Raw genomic sequence first — 20934 nt, 5'->3', positions numbered from 1 at the left:
CCACAGGAATTTCAATGATGATAACCGGCAGCGGTCGCCGAAAGTAGCTAATCTCCCTTGCTTTGCGCCATCCGTATGGCGATATCAGCCAGGATAGGTCAAAAATCAGGGTCTATGTGCTAAATGCGTACGCTTGATGATATCGACCGGAAAATCATTGCCGCTGTACAGAGCGATGGTCGCATAACGACGCATGAACTCGCGGAGCGGGTCGGCCTGTCGCCGTCCCCCTGTGCCAGGCGGTTGCGGCTGCTCGAGGACGCAGGTGTGATCAAGGGCTATACGGCGATCATCGATCAGACCAAGGTCGGACTGCCGGTCAGCGCCTTCGCCTCGATCAAACTGGAACGCCAGCGCGAGGAAAGCCTGGATCGTTTCGCCAAGGCAGTCGCGCTCTGGCCGGAGGTCGCCGATTGCTACCTCATGACCGGTCAGCGCGATTACCTCCTGCGCATCGTTGTGAAAGATCTCAAGGCGTATGAGCAATTCCTCAAGGACAAGCTCACACGCCTCGACGGCGTCGCCTCCATCGAGACGAGTTTTGCGCTCGGACAGGTCAAGCGCTCGGAAGCCCTCCCGCTGCGATGAGCTCCGGTGGACGGATCGCTTAGATCATCGCCAATGGACGCTTGCGGCGCGGCGGCGGAAAAGCGGCATCGATCGCAGCGAGATCCTCCGGCGTCAGCTGGAGTTCTGCGGCCCGCGCGTTGGCCTCTACGTGGGCCTTGCGGCCTGCCTTGGGAATCGCGATCAACTCCGGCTGTCGCAGCGCCCACGCCAGCGTCACCTGCGCGGGTGTCGCGCGGTGGCGGGTCGCGATGTCGATGAGAGGTCTTGATTGGAGCAGTTCACCACCCTGGCCTAGGGGCGAATAGGCCATGAGGGGAATGCCGTGCGTCATTTGCCATGGGAGGAGATCGTATTCGATACCGCGATAGTCCGGATTGTAGAGCACCTGATTGACGGCGCAGGCGCCGGCGGGTGCGATCTCCAGCAACTCCTCCATGTCGTTGGTATCGAAATTCGACACGCCCCAATGCCGGATCTTGCCCGCGGCCTTCAAATCCTCGAAGGCGGCGACGGTCTCTGTCAGTGGAACGCCGCCGCGCCAATGCAAGAGGTACAGATCGATCACGTCCGTGCCGAGCCGCCTCAGACTTGCCTCACAGGCAGCGAGGGTACCTGCTCGCGAGGCGTTGCTCGGCAAGACCTTGCTGACAAGGAAAACGTCTTGCCGCCGCCCTTTGATCGCGGCGCCGACGAGTTCCTCCGCCGCCCCGTCACCATACATCTCCGCCGTGTCGATCAATGTCAGGCCAAGGTCGATACCGGCGATCAGCGTTTCCTTTTCCCTGCGAAGATCGCCGCCACGCTCGCCAATCATCCAAGTTCCCTGCCCAAGGACAGGTACCTGGTCGCCGTTTCTCAAGCCGATTCGCCGCATACCATCCCCATGACTTGACTTTGCCTTTGATGCCACATGGCCTGCTCACGGTTATTGCATAATGCAGCTGTCAAGCGACAGAGGATTGGAGACGCCGGTAAGGAGGGACGTTATTCGGTATGCTGGAGTCCTCTGGAGTCGCGGTTTTGATGACGCAGTTGTGCCAAAATGGTTGTTTCATTCTGAAGCATGTCCCATAGTGAAACAAAATTGCGCCGCATTGGCGAGCCTGTCCCGTAGGGTAAGGCGCTACTCAGGCGGGGATACCTACAGAGTAGGCGCTGCGGCTCTACCTTCATCAGGCGGCAGAAGGTCCTCGAGTCTTTATCTTGGCAACAAGGCGTTGAATACGCGCAAATACTCTCCCGCGCAACTTTGTTTGATTTTCGCTATGCCTGCGGCAGGAGTTTTTGCGCCCATTTGCAGGTATTTACAGCAAGCGGTCGATCAAGCGCGTTGTTAAGCTTAGGTTCATTTTCGAACAACCGACAAGATATAGGGCCCCCGTTCTAGGCCGCGACGACCAAGCGCAATTGACCAGCCTCACTCACCGCTGTTTGTGCGATCTACATCTCGGCACTGCCCCTCTGGCACAGCCTTCGCCTGTTTGCTGAAGGCAAGGAATGGTAGGCGCGAGGCCCGCCATTTCCATTGTTCGCAACGAGTTGGGAGGCGCCGGGCGTGTGGTTGCGTGGTGGTAGGCCGGTGAGCTGCGAGTTGTTGTCGGCGGCGGCTAGCCCACTCTCCGAAGCGCCCGGACGGCACCGCAGTTACCGAGTGCGGAGCGATCGGTCTCACCGTTGCCTGGTGCGATTGTATGGGGGCCAATGCGTGCGAGATTTGACAAAGGCTGAGATAGCCGTGCTCCGACATTTGCATGATGGGGATACAGCAGAAGTTTTGGGGCGTCGTATCGGCGTCTCTTGGCCTCGTGGCAACTGGGTAACGACGACACTGCGCAGATTGGCGCGGAGCGGCTTGGTTGCGCGGACTCTAAAGGGGGAAGGGGAAGGTGAAGTGGAAACCTTTCAGGTGACGCCGAGTGGTCAGGAAGCGCTTACTAAAGTCGTATAGCATCAGGACGTGAGGGGTACGGGTATTACCAGGTAAAACTGCACCACATACTGTCTAGATTACGCTGTATGCTGATACCATCTGAGGTCTATGCAGGCCTGTCCCACAGGATAGCCTATACCACTTAGGTGTTATCCTCTTACAAAAGAGTCATAGGTGGCTGTTTGAGGGGTCTTGGTAATGGAGTTTCACTATCGGATAGTGTTGTCGCCGCCCATGAAGTCCGCAGGCTCCTGGCTCACGAAAGAAAATAACGCAGCACTGTCGCGGCGTCCGTTCGGCAACGAGGAAAGGTCCCGCCGTCCTTAACGATCAGGAAACTATAAGGGAATTCTCGTTAACCATATTTTGATGCTTTCTAAATTGGCACGAGTGGCCGCGTCATTCGTCTATATACGCGCAACGCCGATCTGAGATGCGGGATAACCTGAATATTTACTCGTATTGATTTTATCAAGTTATGGTGATTTCAAGCGTTCGTGCCCATTCTAATATATAGTTTACTGCACGGTTTGTTGTGGTAATGTGTGGGTCTGTTTCGTTGGGGGTTGGCGTGTCTAGGGGCTGCGTCTCTAAAGTTCGTAAAAATACAAGCTTGTTTTGCGTGTCGAAAGTTTGCCGGAGGTAAACATGCGGCAAATGCGGTTGACGTTGACTGAGGAAGATAGGCGGCGCCTACTTGATATCGTCGAACGAGGCGATCCGACGTCGATGACGGTGTTGCGGGCGCGAATAGTTCTCGATAGCGAGAACAATCCCCGCCGGGATGTGGCGCGAGAGTTGGGCGTCGCAAGCCAGACGATCGCGAAGTGGTCGCGACGCTACGAGCTAGAGGGAATCAACGGGCTTTACGACCGCCCCCGTTCCGGCAAGCCGAGGCGTTTCTCACGTCACGAGCTGATCGCGTTGATCAACGAGACGTTGTCAAAGGATTGTCCTGGACGGCTTTCTTGGAGCGTCCGGACAGTCGCGAAGGAAACGGGCCTTTCGCCCGCAATGGTCGGCCGGGCCTGGCGTGACCTCGCGCGGGAACAGCGGACTCTCTTACGTGACGGGCTTGTGAATGTGCCGTCGGCTGCTGCGATGGCAACAGAGCCCGCGGAGCCTGCTTCTCATCCATGACCGGGGTGCCAGCGCGTGGGGCTGGCTGGCACTCGGGAGCGACACGGAATGTGCCGCGACGCCGATCTATCATCGGGCCGAAAGACCTTATAAGGCTTTCGGGGAAGCCCTGCGCTCGACAACGCGACTGAGAGGCTGCCCCGATCAAAGGCGGCAAAAGAACCGCTGAAAGGCGCCGCGTTATCGTGAGAGCGCTTTCTGCTCACTGTCGCCTGCCAGAAGCAAATGGCCGAGAGCGCCTCGGAAAGATGAGGTTCGAGGCCAAATGTACGTGATTGTCAAGCCGTGCATTCTCGCGACAATAATAGCGGCCGTTTCAGAAATATCTGAATAGAAAAGGCAAACTAGCAACTGCGTCTGGAGTGAAAGCATAATATAGACCGCGAAAAACGCGGCTATCGCGAATAAAACACTCAAGGAGGTGCGTTGATAAGGATGTATCGGCCAGAATGAGGATTTGCGCCGATACTTCCGCCATCCATAGGGGAAATACATCATGACAGCTGAGATCTTATCGCCGGTGGCGCATGGTGCCGGGGCCTTGGGAGGGGACTTCTCACCGGCCGCACTTGATAGAGTGAGTACAATGGATGCCATGCTCCCCGCGTCGCTATCGGCGCGACCGTCAGCCACGACGATTGTCATCATAGAGCCGCGGACATTGATCCGCGACTGCCTGCTGCAAAGTCTCCGGGCGCTCACTAGTGGCGATACGGTGCTCGCCTTCCCGTCCGTCGAAGATTGGCGGGTGGCGGACCCTCAGCCCGCTCCAAATACCATTATTTTGCTTTGTCCGGTGGGCAGGAAGGCTAAGGAGATCGACGAAGAGATCGGTGTACTGCCGGATGGCTGCAAACACATGCCCGTCGTGCTGCTCTCGGATATCGAAGAGGCGGAACAGATACTCGATGCTCTGGATCATGGAGCGCGGGGTTATATTCCGACAAGCATGTCGCTCGACGTGGCTGTCGAGGCTTTGCATCTCGTCAAGGCTGGGGGGGTGTTCGTACCGGCGAGCAGTCTTATCTCGTCGCGGCGTTCCATCGAAGAACACGCGCAGACGGCGAAGAACAACGGTAATAGTCTGTTCACCGTGCGCCAGGCGGCTGTTGTTGGCGCCTTGCGGCAGGGCAAGGCGAACAAACGTATCGCCTATGAGCTCAACATGCAGGAAAGCACGGTCAAGGTGCACGTCCGCAACATCATGCGAAAGTTGAAGGCCAAGAACAGGACCGAGGTCGCGGTTCTGACTCACGAGCTCTTCCTAAAAGGCGACGATGGCTGACGCCTGCTGTGACATCCCGAAGTATAGAGTGGGAGATTGCGATGATCGTAAGTCCTGCATCGTCCCGAGAACCCGGTGATCGCGCAGTCGATTGGCGCGGTCTTCTCCGACGGTGGTGGCTCATCATCTTCTCAGCTCTTGGCGCGGGATTGGCGTTCGCTGTCGTCATTCTCTACCTGACGCCTGCCCGCTATACCGCCGAGGCCAGTCTGGTGCTCGAGGCCCGCAAGGTCCAGGTCATTCTTCAGGATGCCGTCGTCTCGCGCCTGCCGCAGGACAGTCCCGTCCTGCGCACCGAGCTCGATGTCATCAGCTCGCGCTCGCTAGCGGAACAGGCCCTGGAGAAGCTTGGAGAAGCGAGATCCGCCGTTGATGGCACCAGCACGGACACCAAGGTGTCGGCCGGAGCCGACGCCGGCCTTTTGCAATCCTTGAGCCCTTGGCGGTACTTATCCTGGTCGCGCACGAGCGAGTCGGAACCAGCGGCTGTGAACAGCCGCAGGGCAGATATCGATAGACTTCTCAGCGGATTGAGGGTCAGCAACGACGGCCGTTCTTACACGATTTTCATCGCCTATACTGACAAGGACCCAATATACGCGGCCCGAGTGGCCAATGCTTTCGCTGAAGCTTATCTCGATCAGCAGACGGGCCTGCAGGCTGGCGCGACGCGTCAGGCCAGCGCCTGGCTGGGCAAGAAGCTCGATGACTTGCGGTCCACATTGCAAAGCTCCGAGATGGCGGTTGAAGACGTGCGGCGCAAGTCTGGGCTTGTGGAGGCGAATGGCACGCCGCTCCAGGTCCAGCGCCTCGACGCCCTCAACCGCGAGCTCGTGATCGCTCGTGCCAACCGCGCGGGCGCCGAGGCCCGTTTGGCCACGGCGCGCCGGCTGGCACAGGAGGATGCTGGGGCGAGTGCGGCGACCTTCCCGGAGGTGTTGAATTCGCCGGTTATTCAATTGTTGCGCAAAGATCAGGCGCAGTTCAGCCGCGACTTGGTCAGCCTTGAAAATGCCGGCGCGTCGAAGAGTGCCCAGATTCCCGCACTCAAGTCGCAGCTCGACGCCCTTCAGCAGCAGATCGCGACCGAGACAGAACGCGTGTTGCTCAGTCTTGCCAACGAGGTGGATGTGGCGCGCCGCAAGGAGGAAGCGCTCGCGTCCGAGTTCAAGGCTTCGCAGGCGAGCTACGCGGCGTCCAGCGACGCGCTCATCCATGTAAAGCAGCTCGAGCGGGAAGCTGATGCCAATCGTACCGTGTATGAGAGCTTTCTCAATCGCTACAAGCAGACGCTTGAGCAGGACGGGCTGGCAGCGCCGGAGGCGCGCCTGGTCTCCCGCGCTGAGCCGCCACGGCGGCCATCGACGGCGCGCTTGCCCGTACTGGTTTTCGGATTGGTTGGCGGGCTAGGTATCGGCCTCGGGCTGGCTATGATGATGGAACATCTCGACGATCGCGTGCGAACGGCGGTCGCACTCGAACAGGCGACTGACACGAAGGTGCTCGCGCAAGTTCCTCTTGTGCCAGCCATGGGCCGGAGAACGGCGATGTCGCCCATCATGCCGCCGGGATCAGCCTATGACAGGGCCTTCGCCAAGTTGCAGGCAACATTGCGCCTGTCCCCGCAGACAGGGAGCGCGAAGGTCATCATGGTGACGTCGGCGTCGACCGGCGATGGTAAGACGACCACTTGCGTATCGCTGGCGCGATCCATCGCCCGTGGCGGCGAGCAGGTCGTCGTCATCGACGCCGACTGGCACCGCCCGGCGGTCGCTGCCATGCTGCGGGGCACGCCGGGGCCGGGCCTGGCCGATCTCGTGCGCGGTGGCACGACCCTGGCCGATTGCACACAGATCGATCGTCAGTCGGGCGTCCATTTCATAGCGCCCGGCTCTACCGTGGGGTTACCTCAATCGGCGCTTGGCTCGGAGGCAGTCGGCGCCTGCATCGCGCAGCTCAGGCAACGCTACGACATCGTTCTCATCGACACGCCCCCCGTTCTCAGTTCAGCGGAAGCGGCCTTGGTTGGCCGTTTCGCGGATGCCACTCTCTTCATTGTCCGTTGGGGCAGGACGGGAATGCGCGAGGTGGTGGCTGGTCTGCGCGAGCTCAGTCTTTGCGGGCTTGATCGTGTGAGCCTTGTCCTGGGGGGCGTCGACCCACGCCTTCTTCCCCAATACGGTACCGCCGCGGCCGATGGGGGCGAGAGCGGAGCCGGCCTTCGAACGCGCAACGGCCGCCTGCAGCCGGGGCTCGTGGCACGGCCTTCTCCCGCGGCCGCCCGTGCGGCGGCCGTGGTCCCGGCTGTTGTCAAGGTTGGGAGCGACAGATCATGACCCGGCGGATCACGTGGCTTATGGCGATCGGGATCGCGAGCATCGGCCTGCAGGTGGGTTTCGCAGCCTTTGCCGCCGACGATGGGGGCTATCGTGCGGGTGCGGGCGATACGCTCAATGTGGTTGTTTATGGGGAGGACAAACTATCCGGGCGCTTTCGCGTGAGCCCGACAGGCACCATCAGTTACCCGCTTGTCGGCGAGGTGGCAGTGGCGGATTTGTCGACGATCGACATCGGCCGGAAGATTGCGGCGGCACTCGCGGAGCGCATACCGGCGAGCGGCCTGCCCAGCGTGGAGATCGCCGAATACGCGCCCGTCTTCGTGGTCGGCAATGTCGATAAGCCCGGACCGTATCAGTTCAGGCCAGGCATGACGGTGCTGGAACTCGTCGCTCTCGGGGGCGGCGAGCGGCGCGTCGCCAGCAGCGAAACGGTGATGTTGCAGATTATCTCGACCGAGCAGGAACTCGTCGATCTGAGAATCGCGCGCTGGTCGGAGATGGTCCGCAAGACACGCGTGCGCGCTGAGATCGCCGGGCAGGACTTCGACGGCAAGGCGATGATCGCCGGCGGAGAGCTCGTTGCGGCCGGCACACGTCAAGCTGTCCTCGACAACGAGGTGTCCCTGTTTCGTGTCAGGCGCTCGATTCTCGCCGAGCAGAACAAGGCGCTTGCCGCTCAGCGCGCGAGCTATGATCAGGAAATCGTGTCTCTTGAAGAAGGCATCAAGCTGCACGATGAGGAATTGCGCTTGCTGGAGCAGGAGGTTGGAACGCAACAAGGCCTGTACGATAAGGGCCTCGCTGTCCAGCCGCGGCTTCTCGCGGTGAAGCGTGAGCTGTCGGCTACGCGCCGCAACGCGCTGGAGCTACGCTCTTTTCTGGCGAGAGCGCATCAGCGCCAGCTTGAAGTCGATCAGAAAATCGGAGAATTGCGCGATCAGTGGATGCGCGACAATGCGACGATGCTCGCGGAGCTCGATGTCAGCACCGCCCGCCGTGACGAGAGGATCGGCTCCCTCGTGGCTGCGCTGGGTGAATTGCGCGGTCAGGCGAGCAGCATGAGGGATGCCGAAAGGCGCACGGCGAATTACAGCGTGACGCGCCAGGAGGATGGGCGCTATGTCACGCGGCCGATAGGTGAGCTCGACGCCATCGCGCCGCGCGATATCCTTCGCATCGATGTTCCAGGCCCGGGACGGGTCACGGAAGACATGCGGTTGCCGCAGGTCCCGACGCGAGATCTTGCGGCGCGATAGCCGCAGGCAATCCGGGTTACGATTCCAGGGGTCCGATGAGGGGAAGGGGGCGGCGGCCAAGCAGCCCCCGCGACGAGGATGGGCCTGGCCGCTTGTGCGGTCAGGCCCATTCGATCGATCGAGGTCCACCGATCACCGCGCAGCTGCCTGCGCGGCCCCTGCGGAGAGTGGTGGCAGGCTGAAGGCGAGAGCCTCCTCGCGGGCGCGCCAATGGCCGTAGGCGTCCGCCAGACCGGCGCGCAGGCCGATGCGTGGCGTCCAGCCGAGATCCCTCAGGCGTGTCGTGTCGAGCAATTTGCGCGGCGCGCCATCCGGCTTCGACGTATCGAAGGCGAATTCGCCGGCGTAGCCGATGACCTCGGCGATGGCCTCGGCGAGCTGCCGGATGGTGACCTCCATGCCTGAGCCGACATTGATCGGTTCAGGCGCCTCATAGGCCTTCAGCAGGAAGATGCAGGCATCGGCGAGATCATCAACGTGAAGAAATTCGCGTCGCGGCGTACCCGAGCCCCAGATGTCGACCACGCGCTTGCCCGCTTCCTTCGCTTCATGGATCTTGCGCATCAATGCGGGGATGACATGCGAACTCGTCAGGTCGAAATTGTCGTTCGGGCCATAGAGGTTCGTCGGCATGGCGGTGATGAAGCGGCAGCCGTGCTCGCGTGCGTAGGCCTCGGCGAGCTTCAGGCCAGCGATCTTGGCAACGGCATAGGCTTCGTTGGTGGGCTCGAGAGCGCCAGTGAGCAGGGCAGCTTCCTCGATCGGCTGCGTGGCGAGCTTTGGGTAGATGCAGCTCGAACCAAGATAAAGCAGCTTGGTGACGCCAGCGCGCCGGGCGGCGGATATGACATTCGCACCGATCATGAGGTTGTCGTAGAGAAACTCGGCGGGGAATGTCGCATTTGCGACGATCCCACCCACGCGCGCGGCCGCGACGAGAACGATGTCCGGACGCCTCTTCAGCATCCATGCTTCCACATCAGCCTGGCGGGTGAGATCAAGGTCCGTGCGGTCGATGGTCAGGAGCTTGCAATCCTCACGGGCGAGACGCCGCGTCAACGCGGATCCGACCATTCCCCTGTGACCGGCGACAAAGATGCGCCGGCCAGATAGCGCCATGGCATCACCGTGGGGATGCATGACGTCACTTGGTGTGTCTCTATGCGGAAAGCCGCTGTCTGCTGCGGTCATTGCGCTGCCTCCGTGGCATGATACCCAGGCTGCGATGGTGCGCTGCTACTTCAGGTGTTTCGCGCAATCATCTTTGCACAGCTTACGGCGCGGCATGGTTCGCTTCACCTTGCCCGAAGGTGGCAACAAGCTTCAGGCCAATTGCCACCCCTCCCGCCAAGGGCGTGCGTGAGGAGCAAGCCGTTGCTGGACGGTGGATCAGGTCACCGCCGAAAGGCGGTATCTGCGGGATCATCCGCTCTCCGAAAGACCAACTCGGCCGAAACCGGCGGCCGGTTGATGATGGCAGGGGCGGCACGCGGCCGCCGCCAGTATTGTCCGCTCAAAGCGGCATGAGGAGGAACTCGACCATGGCGATCGTCGATATCATCGTGCCTTGCTATCGCTACGGCAACTTCTTGGAGCGGTGCATCGCGAGTATTGTCGATCAGGGATTGGACGATATTCGTATCCTCATCATTGACGATGCTTCACCGGACGACAGCGCCGCTATCGCCGAGGCCATCGCTTGGCGCGACCGTCGCGTCACCGTCATCATTCATCCGGTGAACCAGGGGCATATCGCCACCTATAACGAGGGCATCGATTGGGTCGAATCGCCCTATATGCTGCTCCTCAGTGCGGATGATCTTCTCGCCCCTGGCGCGCTGAAGCGCGCAATCTCGATCATGGAAAGCAACCCCAAGGTGGTTTTGACCTTCGGAGGCTGGTGTGAGCTCCCTGCTGGCGCGGACCATCGGCCGGTGTGGTCGGCGCTTGAGGGCCGGGGAACAGGCCGGACCCAGGGCTGGCGCGTCGAGTCCGGAGAGCGCTTCATCCGGAGAGCTTGCTCGACCGCGCTCAACCCTGTCGTGACGGTCACGGCGATCCTGCGCAGCGCAGCGCAAAGGACTGTTGGCCGGTATCGAGCAGACCTGACGCATTCCGGCGACATGGAAATGTGGTTGCGGTTCGCCATGTGTGGTGATGTCGCTGAAACGCATGCGATTCAGGGCATTCGCGGCGTCCATGGCGAAAACATGTCGCTGCACGCCGATGATGTCCTGTTGCGCGACTGCGAGCAAAGAGAGCTCGCTTTCCAGATTTTTTTCGCGGGGCCGGGCGCTTCCCTTCCGGATGCTGCGCGCTTACGGGCGCTCGCCTTGCGCCACCTCGCCGAGCAGGCGTACTGGACGGGCCAGGCGCAGCGCGGGCGTGGCAACCCGGCGAGCGGGCGAGACCTCGTGCGCTTTGCTTGCCGCCTGAGGCCATCACTGTTGGTGGCACCGCCTGTGGGTCACCTCCTGCGTTCACCGCAGGCCAGCCGGCGGTTGGCGGCACTTTTCAGCGAGAGTGAATGGGCGAGGGCGCTGCCGTTCAGAACGGCGGTAAAAGCCGGGCGCTCGCCTTCGCCGTAATGAGCCGCAAGCGGCCGATGCCGCGCCGGAAGTTGCGATGCAGCGCAGAGGGGCTGTCGCGGTACGCGACAAGGCTTTGCTCGAGGTTGACGAAGCGGTTGTATCCCGCGCGCATCATGCGGATCCAGAGATCATAGTCCTCCGGCAGGCCGCGCATGGCGCGATATCCTCCAACGGACCGCACGCTGTTCCGGTTCAGAAGCACGCCCGTGTGATTCATGAACCAGTAGCCGGGAGAATGCACGACATGCGCCCGGGTGACCGTTGGAGGGTGAGAAGTCGTGAAGTCGCTCTCCCCGAAGGCTGTGAACTGGCAGCCGAGTACGTCGGGGACGGGATGCCCGTCGAGGTGATCGTGGAACGCCGCCAGGAGGCCCGGATCGGCCACGTCATCGGAGTCGAGCTTGAGCGCGAAGGGCGTGGGGCAGGCCTCCAGCGCCCGGTTCATCGTTGGACCGAGCGAGAGATTGCGCGGGTTGTAGAGCACGTCGATCAGCAGGCTGTCTTCGATCGATGTCAGATAGGCGCGCGTGTCCGAGCGGTCGCTCCCGTCATCGATGACGAGGATGTAGGCAGGCCGGCATGTCTGCGCCAGAAGCGAATCCAGCGCGACATGCAGCATAGCGGGATCGGTATTGTAGACCGGCACGATGGCTGTCACCATCTCAGCCACCGTCCGGGCTGCGATGGTCGCCTCCATCTTTCGGAGATAGCCTTCCAGGCTTTCGGCCATAGATCGCCCTTCGGGGAAATGCGCGAGCTGACGTGTCCGATCGATAGTTATTGTCGGAAAAGGCTCGACCAGCGCTGTCACATGACATCTCCTTGGGAACAGAACGCCGAAACTTGTGCTTCGCGTTTTCAATACAGAACGGATTCTAGTCCGTGAGCTGGTTTAGCCTGATGGGAAGTCGCTCCAAGCGAGTGCGTACCAGGTTCAGGATGCTCTTGGGTGCGGACAGCAGTTCCAGCAATGGATGCCGCGTGGCCGACAGCGCGGCCAGCCAGCCGATCGCGCTGCCGGCGACAGCGCCGGCCAAGGCGAGGGCGCCTGGATGCGGCGTGAAACCGCCGACGATCGAGAGCGCGAGAGGGGCGGCGCTTGCGCCCGCCGTCACGAAGGCGCTCCGCGCGAGCCGCTCAACGAGCGCACCCCAGGAAAAGGGCATATGTCGGCGGATGACTATGAAACTGACGATCATCTGCAGCGGGGCGGTTACAAAGAGGCTCGCTGCAACCGCTTCGAGACTATGAAATGCAGCCACGGTGACGATGAGCGCCGACGGCGGCAGCACGATGAGGCTTGCAGTCAGCGTGTCCTTGATGCGTCCGAGGGCAACCAGAACGGGATAGGTCAGGAAGGCCCCGAACAACGACATGGAACCGAGCGCCAGCAGCCGGACGATCGGTGCTGCTTCCATCCACGCAGGGCCGAGCACGATGGCAACGACCGGCTCAGCCAGAATCGCCAGGCTCGTTAGGAAAGGCCATTGCACGGCAGTCGCCAGGGAGATGCCGTGGAGATAGGCGCCCGAGAGGTCGCCTCCCGCCCGGACTTCGCGGGCAAAGGCCGGCAGTAACACCGGCTGAAGCGCCGACAGCAGCGAACGTTCCGGCATCTGCACCAGCATGGTCGCGCGGCTGAAAATGCCCACAGCGTCGAAGCCGAGAATGCGGGCAAGCACCAATTGCGGCCACGCCAGGTAGAGATTGTTGATGACTGCGGTGGCGCTGGCATATCCCCCAAAAGCAAAGACGTTCCGCCAGTCGGCAAAGCCGGGCCAAAACGTCGTCATTGCAGGGCGGAACGCCAGCGCCACCCCCAGAACCGCGATCGTCGACGCCACATAGGCCAAGGCGAGGCTGCGGTAACCGAAGCCCGCCATGGCAAGGCCGATGGCGGTGGCACCGTTCGTGCATCCCCCGATGATGTTGATGAGCGCAATCCTGTCGAAAGCCATCTCGCGGCGCAGGAGGGACAGGATAGGGTTGATGAATGCGCCCAGCATGAAGCCGGCCGTGGCAATCCGCAGCACGATGGCCAGCCGCGCGTCACCGTAGAATGCGGCTATCGGCTCAGCCGTTCCCAGGACAAGCCCGACGATGAATGCCGAGAGGGCGAAGGTCACGGTGAATGTCGTTCGCACTCCCTCTGTCGTGATCCCTTGGGCTTGGATGAGATAGGAGCTCGCTCCGAAATCGCGCAGGATTTCACCAAGCAGAATGATGGTGCCTCCGATGACGAAAACGCCGATCTCGTCAGGGCTTACGAGTCGGGCCAACGCTGCCGTCATGCCTAGATTGATCAGGCTGGTGGCATAGCGCTCGACGAACGAGAACGCGAATGAGCGGCGCAGCCCTGTCATCGACCACCCGAGGTAAGAATGCGGTACCGCAGCCTACGCCATGTCTCCCGCACGCTGACCTCATCCGAAGGTGGAGCCGAGGCTACGAAAAAGGAGGGATGGGGAGCGACGGGAGTGACGACGGCCGCTGCCCTTTGGTGAGGCATTACCTCCGACGGCCGCCGTGCCGGCTTGGCGTGTCATCTGAAATCCTGAATCGCCGCGATCCGGGCGTTCGTTAACATTGGATGAATGCCAGATCGGCGCCGATCGAGTCGCCTCCGGGTACGTCTGGATATAACGGGCACGCCCGAAACAATCGGGCTGCGGAGTTCGCTATGCCGCTGCACGCCACACATCTCATGAACGCGTTTCTCCTGGCGATCGTGCTCATCCTGATGCTCAGGGGCATCGCATGGCCGCTCGGGCTGATCGACAAGCCAGACAGCCGCAAGCGGCACCAGGGCGGTGTCCCAGTCGTTGGTGGCATCGCGATGTTCCTCGCATTGCTTCTCACGGCCTGTCTTGTTGACGGTCTCATAGAAACGCGCTGGAACCTGCTCCTGGGGCTGGCGATCCTCGTCGGCCTCGGCGTGATGGATGATCGGTTCAATCTGCGCGCGCCGCTTCGCCTCGCGGTGCAGATCATAGCGGCGCTCATTATCGTGACGCCAGGCAGCCATGTCGTCACAGACCTTGGCGATGTCGTCGGCTTCGGGTTCGGAGCAGGCACCGGGGGCGAGAACGCGCTGGAGCTCGGCATCTTCGCCATGCCGTTCACGCTGATCTTCATGGTCGGCGTGATCAACGCGGTCAACATGATCGACGGCTTGGACGGGCTCGCCGGCGGCGTCGCGGCGTCGGCGTTCTTCTGGCTAGCAGTCGCTGGTTACTTCTCCAATACAGGCGATCCTACGCTTCCGCTCCTGCTCTTGTGCGTAACCGCAGGCTTTCTGCTGTTCAATCTGCGTCATCCCTGGCAGCTCCGGGCGCGGGTCTTCATGGGCGACGCCGGCTCGACCATGCTCGGCGCGAGTATCGCATTTCTGACGATCGATGCTGCCACGGGCCCGGCGCGCCTGGCGCCTTTGCCGGCTTGGCTCTGGCTCTGTGCTTTGCCGGCTATCGATACGTTGAGCCTGATTGTTCGGCGCCTCATGGTCGGGCAGAGCCCCATGGCGAGTGATCGCCGCCATCTCCATCACCTTCTCCTGGAGACGGGACTGTCGGCGCGCGCCGCCACCACCACCATTGTGATGGTCTCATTCCTGCTCGGCGGCATCGGCATGCTGGGTGTGTGGCTCGGTATCTCCACGCATGTGATGGTTCTCGGGCTCCTCCTGGTGGTGGGCTTGCACGTGTTCTTCGTCGGCCACCACGAGCATCGCGTGGCGCGGCGCAACGCCGATGCGACCACCGCCGCGGCTGATCCGATGATGTCATCGCGGCCAGTGCGAAAGCGCTTGTCATGAAACTTGCTTATTTCGGCTTCCCGCATCGCGGCGGCACCTACACGGTTTACCGGCTTCTGCGCGACGAGCTCGCGCCATCCGGCACCGAGCTCATCTGGATCGGTACGGGCGAGGCGGCACATCGGGCGATCTGCGACAGGGCTTTCGCGCCAGAGCTCGCTCATGGCTTCGTCACGGGCATGCCCGCGGATGGTGAGCAGGCACAGGCGCGGGCCCTGGTGGCGGCCTTGGAGACCGGCGGCTTTGACGGGGTGATTGTCAGTGTGCTCGCGGACAGGGCGCAAACCAACGCGGTGCGGTACCTCGCGGCCCCGATGCTTCGCATCATGATCGTGCATAACATCACCCCGGCAACTTACGCCGCCGCGCGCGCCATCCGCGATCATGTGCATGCAACGGTCGGTGTATCGCCCCGCATTCGGGACGACCTTGTGAAGTCTTATGGGTTCGATGCCAAGCACACAATGGTCATCTCCAACGGCACGGATCTCGCAGAGCATCTGCCTGCTGCAAGGCCGTTTGTGCCCCATGGGCCGCTGCGGCTTTTGTCGCTCGGGCGGATCGAGGATATCGCCAAGGGGGTGTTCTGGCTGCCGCAGATCCTTGAGGCGCTCCCGCCGGACATCACTTTGACGATCGCCGGCACCGGCCCCGATGCCGAGCGCCTGCGTGCGCTTTGCGCGCCGCTGCGAGAGCGCGTCCGGTTCACGGGTGAAGTCGGGCCCGACGCGGTGGACGGGTTAATGAAGACCCACGACATTTTCCTTGCGCCATCGCGGTTCGAGGGCTTCATGATCACCGCCGTCGAAGCCATGGCGCGTGGCTGCGTCCCCGTAATCGCGCGGATCCATGGGGTTACCGATTCCATCGTGACAGACGGTGCCGATGGCTTGCTGTTCCCGGTGGGGGACTGGCGCGCCGCTGCTGCGGCGGTCCTGTGCCTTGACGGCGACCGGCCGCTCATGCATCGGCTTGCCGCCGCGGGATGTTGGACGGCGCATGAACGGTTTCGGGCCGATCTGATGGCGTCCCGCTATCACACACTGATCCGCCGGCTGGCCCATGACCGCCCCCCCATCGCCAAGCCGCTGTCGTTCGATCATTGGCGCATGGCCGGGGGTCTAAGGCCCAGCTTGCGCAGCTATCTGCCTGCGCCGATCAAAAATGCCCTCCGCGTCCTTCGCGAGAGGGCCGTGTCATGATCAGCGCGCGGCACGCCCTTCAAAGTGAAGGCTCCCACCCGCTCGGAACGATCGGCGCCTACCGGCCAAGCCCGCACAGTCGCGCCAACAAGATCGCCCGGGTGGCCTGGGGCTGTGTATGGGCCTTGCTGTTCCGGCCAAGCCCCAAGCCCTTTCATGCCTGGCGGCGGATGCTGTTACGGTTGTTCGGCGCCGAAATCGGCCCAGGGGCCGTGATCCATGCCTCCGCGCGCATCTGGGCGCCCTGGAACCTGACCATGGGTACCTGCGCCAGCCTCAGCCATCGTGTCGACTGCTATGCGGTCGATCTCATCGTCGTCGGCGACTATGCCACCGTGAGCCAGTACAGCTTCCTGTGCGCGGCAAGTCACGACATCGATGCGCCAGACATGCCGCTCGTGACGGCGCCCATCGTCATCGGGGCCCACGCCTGGATCGCGGCGGATGCTTTCGTGGGCCCGGGCGTCACGATCGGGGAGGGCGCGGTGGTGGGAGCGCGCGCTTCGGCCTTCCGCCCGGTGCCTCCATGGACCGTGGTGGCCGGCAATCCGGCGCGGGCCATCCGCATGCGCCGGCCCGCCGTCGCAGCCGCCGACGCGGCAGGGTGGCACGCCCAGCGCAAGGGACAAGCGACATGAGCATTTCCGTTCTCATCCTGACCTTGAACGAGGAAAACATCCTGCCGTCATGTCTTGCCTCGGTCGCATGGAGTGATGACATCGTGGTACTCGATTCCTTCAGTACCGATCGCACCGTCGAGATCGCGAAGGCGGCAGGTGCGCGCGTCTATCAGCGTGTCTACGACAATGAACACACGCAGCATACTTACGGATTGAAGGAAATACCCTTCAAACACCGCTGGGTTTACATTCCCGACGCGGATGAAATCACCCCGCCCGAGCTGCGCGACGAGATGCTCGCGGTCGTCGCGGATCCGAACCGGCCGGAAGCGGGCTTCCGCGTCCGCTTCAAGGTCATCTTCATGGGTCAGTGGCTCAAGCACAGCAGCCTGTATCCGACCTGGGTCATGCGCCTTGTCAGGCCGGAGAAGGCGCATTTCGAGCGCGAGATCAACTCGGTCTGCGTCGTCGATGGGCCGGTCGGCCGGCTGCAGGGGCACTTCACCCACTACAGCTTCAACAAGGGGCTCAACGCTTGGTACGAGAAGCACAATCGCTACTCCTGGCATGAAGCGCGCGAGTCTCTGATAAGCCTTGAACGAGGTAGCTTCAGGATGAGTGATCTCTTCAGCAGAGAAGCGCCGCGCCGCCGTCGTGCGATGAAAGAACTGTCCTTTCGTTTGCCCTGCCGACCGACGCTACGATTTCTCTATATGTACTTTCTAAGGCGCGGATTCCTGGATGGATGGGCAGGTTATGTCTACTGCCGCCTTCTCGTGGCCTATGAATACATGATTGTGATCAAGATCGCAGAGATCCGCCGTCGGCGCCAGAACTTGCCTGTATGAAGGATCCCGGATGTGAGGAATTGCCAATGTGAAGTGCTGCCGCTTCCCGGATCAGCCCGGAGGCATGCTTCGAGGTGGGGAAATCTGCTGCCTCCGCGCTGCAAGATCCTCAGTCGCCCGCGCTCGACGTGTACGGATCGAGTGACCTCGCCGTATCGTTCAGACTTGTCGCAGGGCGCAGGCCTGCTTCTTCTCGCCGCGCTTGTCGTGACCGCGATGATCATGCTGCCGGCTTTCGGACTGCTCGCGGCTGAGCGATTGCTGACGGTGCGTTCGAATGCCGACCGCGTTGATGCCATCGTGGTGCTGGGCGGGGACGGTCCACGACGCGCCTATCGTGCAGCAGCGCTCTACCGTGCTGGCGTTGCACCACAGGTAATGATCGCCGGCGATGGTGATTGCGGGTTCATTCGCCAGATGATGATCGATCGCGGTGTTCCCGCCAGCGCGATCCAGGTGGAATGTCAATCCCGCAATACTTGGGAAAACGCTCTCTTCTCCGTCCCCATGCTGGTTCAAGCCAAGGTGCGCCGGGCCGTGATCGTCACGAGCTGGTTTCACAGCAGGCGCGCACTCGCCTGCTTTCGGGCGGTGGCGCCACAGATTGCGTTTGCCTCGTCGCCTGTTGAGCCGGAATGGCCATCCTGGCGCCTTGTCGAAGATCCTGACAGCGGCCGTATCCTCCTCGAGTATGTCAAGGTCGCTTGGTACATGTTGCGTTATGGAGTTGATGTCGCAGGGTTGAGAAAAGTCAATACGCGGGAATTGATGTCATGATCCCATATAGAGAGGCTGGATGGATATGGGATAACTGGATGTGGACCGCCATTGTCTCGGTTATTACCATTTCCATGCTGTCCGCTGCAATGACGCGGCCGGGCAAGATTTACGAGTTCCCGTTCCTGGCGGCGGCGATAACCTTCGCCTTTATTCTCCCGCAGCTGCCAGGGCTCGCCGTAGACCGCTTTCTGCCGGCCGGCGGCTATGCGAAGGCAATTGCCTTCACGGGCCTCTGTCTTGCCATGTGTCAGATCGGCTGGTGGGCATGCCGAAAGCCCATGCGTCTTCTCGACTGGACCTTCGACGAGCGCCGTCTGCTGATAGCGGCTGGCGTGCTATCCCTGATCGGCGCGTCCTTCTACATTCAGCTAAGCCGCCTCCCGCGCGATGTAACGGTCGGCACGACGATCAGCGGATTGCCCGTCGTGTATCTGTTCTTCTCGCGGATGCTGACCTATGGCCTGGCGCTGGGCCTCATCTGTCTCGCGCGACGCCCCTCGGCTTTGGCATGGGCCATCGTGCTCGGCGGAAGCCTTCTTTATCTCGATCGCATCATCATCACCGGCAAACGCGGTGAGGCCATGGAGTTCCTCATGCTCATCGCATTGGCGTTGTGGTTCCGCCGAGGCTGGGCGGCGCCCCGTTTCCTGATGCTGACGGGGCTGGTCGCGGGAACCCTGCTGCTGGGATCGACACATGATTATCGCGAGCTGACGCGAAGCGAAGGCCTGCCAGGTGTCACATCTCTCGCCCAGATCGATATCGTCGAGAATTTCGAACAGATTCTGGAAAAGGGCGGACCGGAGATGCACAACGCGATCCTGCGCATTGCAGCCACGGATCGCAGTGGTGACTTTGACTACGGCGCGTTTCACTGGAACACGCTGGTCTATACCTTCGTTCCCGCCCAGGTTGTCGGGCCGGTCTTGAAGAGCGCGCTGATGATCGACATGGATCAGCGTTATGATCGGGAGTATGATCCACAGCTTGGAAGTACCGAGACAGGCATGGCGGACGCCTTTTCATCCTTCTGGTACTTCGGCGCCTTCAAGTTCTTCCTGATTGCCTTTGCCATGCGCGCAATCTATCGCGCCGCGATCGGGGGCAGCACTGGGGCGGAAATCGTCTATCTTCTGTCGGTTGTGCCGGCGATGCACACGTTCTCCCATTTCACACAATGGATATTGTCCGCCTGGGTGCAACTGGCGATCTTTCTCCTGCCAGCCTTGCTCTATGCGCGGCAGCGGTGGGATGAAGTCTTGAGGGATGGAGTTTGGCCCGTTGGGCCGAGCGATCACCAGACATCGATGCAGTCTGGTCTGTCGCCATCCGTGCAGATCCACCGATAAACGGCAGAAAATTCCTTGGCCACCGCTGGCCAGCTGAAATGTTCAACGGCCAGCTTGCGACCAGCGTCGCCCATGGCCGCGAGCCGCGCCGGCGGCCATGCGGCAAGATCGACAAGGCTCGCGGTCAAGCTGTCGACGTCGGGCATCACCGCGATGGCTGCGCCGTGGGAAACGCCTTCCGGCAGGTTGCATTGCGGCGTCATGAGCACCGGCAGGCCGTGTTGCCAGGCTTCCAGGATCGCCATCGGCAACCCCTCGCTCACCGAGGGCAGAACAAAGGCATCGCAGGCATAGAAAGTCGCCTCTTTCGCCGCGTCATGCTGCGGCCCGATGAAATGCACACTGGCGTCGAGACCGAGATGGGCCGCCAGAGACCGTAGGCCGGTGACATAGCTGTCGGCGCCCCAGCCGGCGAGCGCCAGATGCCAGGACGAGGCGCGCGTGCCTGCGCGTTCCTTGAAGGCGCTCCAGGCGCGGATGAGGTTCGTCAAGCCCTTCTTCGGCGTCAGTCGCCCGAGAAAAAGAAGCACGTGTGCATCGGCCGGCAGCGCGGCGCGCCAAGCCGGGCGCTCCGCCGGGCGGCTCGTTGGCGCGGTGACGCCATTCCGGATGACACAGACGGGATTACGCAGGCCAAAGGCACGGATCGCCTCCAGTTCCGCGTCGCAGAGCGCGTGGATACAAGCGGCGTTGGTGAGATGGGCTCGCTCGTAAAGACGCGTCGCGATTTCCTTTTTCCAGCCGCTGTTGGCGAGTGCCCAGGGGTCCAGCATGCCATGCGGGCTCACGATGTAGGGCGCGCACCGCGCGGCCCCCCACCTGCGCGCAGCGACAGAGGGGTACATCCACAAGCCATGGACATGGAGAACATCAAGGTCAGCGGCGGCCATCGCCGCGGACAACCCGGGCGCGTAGCCGAAACCGCGCGGCCCCGTCGTCTTGGACAGCTGGACAGGCAACGCGCCCCAACCGTTGAGATCATGGCTCCTGTCGCGATCGGCGAGGGAGAAGACCTCGATCCGGTGGGAGACGGTTGGGGCTTGTAGGGCCAAGCCAAGCGCTTGAACGCAAGCCGCGACGCCACCCGCCGTCGGCGCAATGGAGCCGAGCAACATGCCCACCTTCAGCGGGGAAGGGCCAGACCACGGGCCGGCTCGGCGATGGGGAGCGACTGTCAGCGCGCCGATGGATGTCATGGTCATGGCCGATC

General features: G+C 61.9%; 17 protein-coding genes. 12 read left to right on the top strand and 5 right to left on the bottom strand.

Annotated features, from left to right (window positions below; all coding sequences use genetic code 11):
• Positions 1 to 123 precede the first annotated feature (123 nt).
• The gene (locus KIO76_RS01550; protein WP_213321156.1) at positions 124 to 588 is read left to right on the top strand and encodes an Lrp/AsnC family transcriptional regulator; all 465 of its coding nucleotides are present in this window, start codon (positions 124 to 126) and stop codon (positions 586 to 588) included.
• 19 nt (positions 589 to 607) lie between these two features.
• On the opposite strand, the gene KIO76_RS01545 is transcribed toward KIO76_RS01550, so the two are convergent.
• Positions 608 to 1444, bottom strand: coding sequence for an aldo/keto reductase (locus KIO76_RS01545; protein ID WP_213321155.1), 837 nt, complete (start codon positions 1442 to 1444; stop codon positions 608 to 610).
• A 1704-nt stretch (positions 1445 to 3148) separates the two neighbouring features.
• Between KIO76_RS01545 and KIO76_RS01540 the strand changes: the two genes are divergently transcribed.
• The 4 genes from KIO76_RS01540 (at position 3149) to KIO76_RS01525 (ending at position 8520) form a co-directional block, all read left to right on the top strand.
• On the top strand, positions 3149 to 3640 hold the full coding sequence (locus tag KIO76_RS01540) for a helix-turn-helix domain-containing protein (RefSeq protein WP_213321154.1): 492 nt from the start codon (positions 3149 to 3151) through the stop codon (positions 3638 to 3640).
• A 661-nt stretch (positions 3641 to 4301) separates the two neighbouring features.
• Positions 4302 to 4925, top strand: coding sequence for a LuxR C-terminal-related transcriptional regulator (locus KIO76_RS01535; RefSeq protein WP_213321153.1), 624 nt, complete (start codon positions 4302 to 4304; stop codon positions 4923 to 4925).
• Between the two features lie 41 nt (positions 4926 to 4966).
• Positions 4967 to 7261 (top strand): GumC family protein, encoded by a 2295-nt coding sequence (locus KIO76_RS01530; RefSeq protein WP_213321152.1) that lies wholly within the window; start codon positions 4967 to 4969, stop codon positions 7259 to 7261.
• A complete protein-coding gene (locus KIO76_RS01525) occupies positions 7258 to 8520 on the top strand; it encodes a polysaccharide biosynthesis/export family protein (RefSeq protein WP_213321151.1) in 1263 nt (420 codons plus the stop codon). Before KIO76_RS01530 ends, KIO76_RS01525 begins: the two co-directional genes overlap by 4 nt.
• Positions 8521 to 8652: 132 nt before the next feature.
• Here KIO76_RS01525 and KIO76_RS01520 read toward each other — a convergent pair whose 3' ends face one another.
• Entirely contained in the window at positions 8653 to 9639 is a 987-nt protein-coding gene (locus KIO76_RS01520; protein ID WP_213324939.1) for a GDP-L-fucose synthase family protein, read from the bottom strand.
• 422 nt (positions 9640 to 10061) lie between these two features.
• Between KIO76_RS01520 and KIO76_RS01515 the strand changes: the two genes are divergently transcribed.
• Entirely contained in the window at positions 10062 to 11108 is a 1047-nt protein-coding gene (locus KIO76_RS01515) for a glycosyltransferase family 2 protein (protein ID WP_213321150.1), read from the top strand.
• Here the strand turns inward: KIO76_RS01515 and KIO76_RS01510 are convergent.
• Positions 11068 to 11922 (bottom strand): glycosyltransferase, encoded by an 855-nt coding sequence (locus KIO76_RS01510; protein WP_213321149.1) that lies wholly within the window; start codon positions 11920 to 11922, stop codon positions 11068 to 11070. The genes KIO76_RS01515 and KIO76_RS01510 overlap by 41 nt on opposite strands.
• 64 nt (positions 11923 to 11986) lie before the next feature.
• The gene (locus KIO76_RS01505) at positions 11987 to 13474 is read right to left on the bottom strand and encodes a lipopolysaccharide biosynthesis protein (RefSeq protein ID WP_213321148.1); all 1488 of its coding nucleotides are present in this window, start codon (positions 13472 to 13474) and stop codon (positions 11987 to 11989) included.
• A 317-nt stretch (positions 13475 to 13791) separates the two neighbouring features.
• On the opposite strand from KIO76_RS01505, the gene KIO76_RS01500 reads away from it, so the two are divergent.
• The 6 genes from KIO76_RS01500 to KIO76_RS01475 all read left to right on the top strand — a co-directional run bounded on the left by KIO76_RS01500 (position 13792) and on the right by KIO76_RS01475 (position 19724).
• Positions 13792 to 14925 (top strand): MraY family glycosyltransferase, encoded by a 1134-nt coding sequence (locus tag KIO76_RS01500; protein ID WP_213321147.1) that lies wholly within the window; start codon positions 13792 to 13794, stop codon positions 14923 to 14925.
• The gene (locus tag KIO76_RS01495; RefSeq protein WP_213321146.1) at positions 14922 to 16127 is read left to right on the top strand and encodes a glycosyltransferase family 4 protein; all 1206 of its coding nucleotides are present in this window, start codon (positions 14922 to 14924) and stop codon (positions 16125 to 16127) included. Before KIO76_RS01500 ends, KIO76_RS01495 begins: the two co-directional genes overlap by 4 nt.
• Positions 16124 to 16765: an LbetaH domain-containing protein gene (locus tag KIO76_RS01490; protein WP_213321145.1), complete on the top strand. Its 642-nt coding sequence runs from the start codon at positions 16124 to 16126 to the stop codon at positions 16763 to 16765. The genes KIO76_RS01495 and KIO76_RS01490 overlap by 4 nt, the downstream gene beginning before the upstream one ends.
• Entirely contained in the window at positions 16762 to 17595 is an 834-nt protein-coding gene (locus tag KIO76_RS01485; protein ID WP_213321144.1) for a glycosyltransferase family 2 protein, read from the top strand. Before KIO76_RS01490 ends, KIO76_RS01485 begins: the two co-directional genes overlap by 4 nt.
• A gap of 141 nt (positions 17596 to 17736) precedes the next feature.
• Entirely contained in the window at positions 17737 to 18372 is a 636-nt protein-coding gene (locus KIO76_RS01480) for a YdcF family protein (protein WP_213321143.1), read from the top strand.
• Between the two features lie 38 nt (positions 18373 to 18410).
• Positions 18411 to 19724 carry an O-antigen polymerase gene (locus KIO76_RS01475; RefSeq protein ID WP_213321142.1) on the top strand — a complete coding sequence of 438 codons (1314 nt, stop codon included), beginning with the start codon at positions 18411 to 18413 and terminating at the stop codon, positions 19722 to 19724.
• Here KIO76_RS01475 and KIO76_RS01470 read toward each other — a convergent pair.
• Complete coding sequence (locus KIO76_RS01470) at positions 19670 to 20926, bottom strand: glycosyltransferase (RefSeq protein WP_213321141.1); 1257 nt, start codon at positions 20924 to 20926, stop codon at positions 19670 to 19672. The genes KIO76_RS01475 and KIO76_RS01470 overlap by 55 nt on opposite strands.
• Positions 20927 to 20934: the final 8 nt, after the last annotated feature.

Source organism: Chelatococcus sp. YT9, from assembly GCF_018398315.1.
Lineage (GTDB): Bacteria > Pseudomonadota > Alphaproteobacteria > Rhizobiales > Beijerinckiaceae > Chelatococcus.
This window is presented reverse-complemented; position numbering and strand designations above follow the sequence as displayed.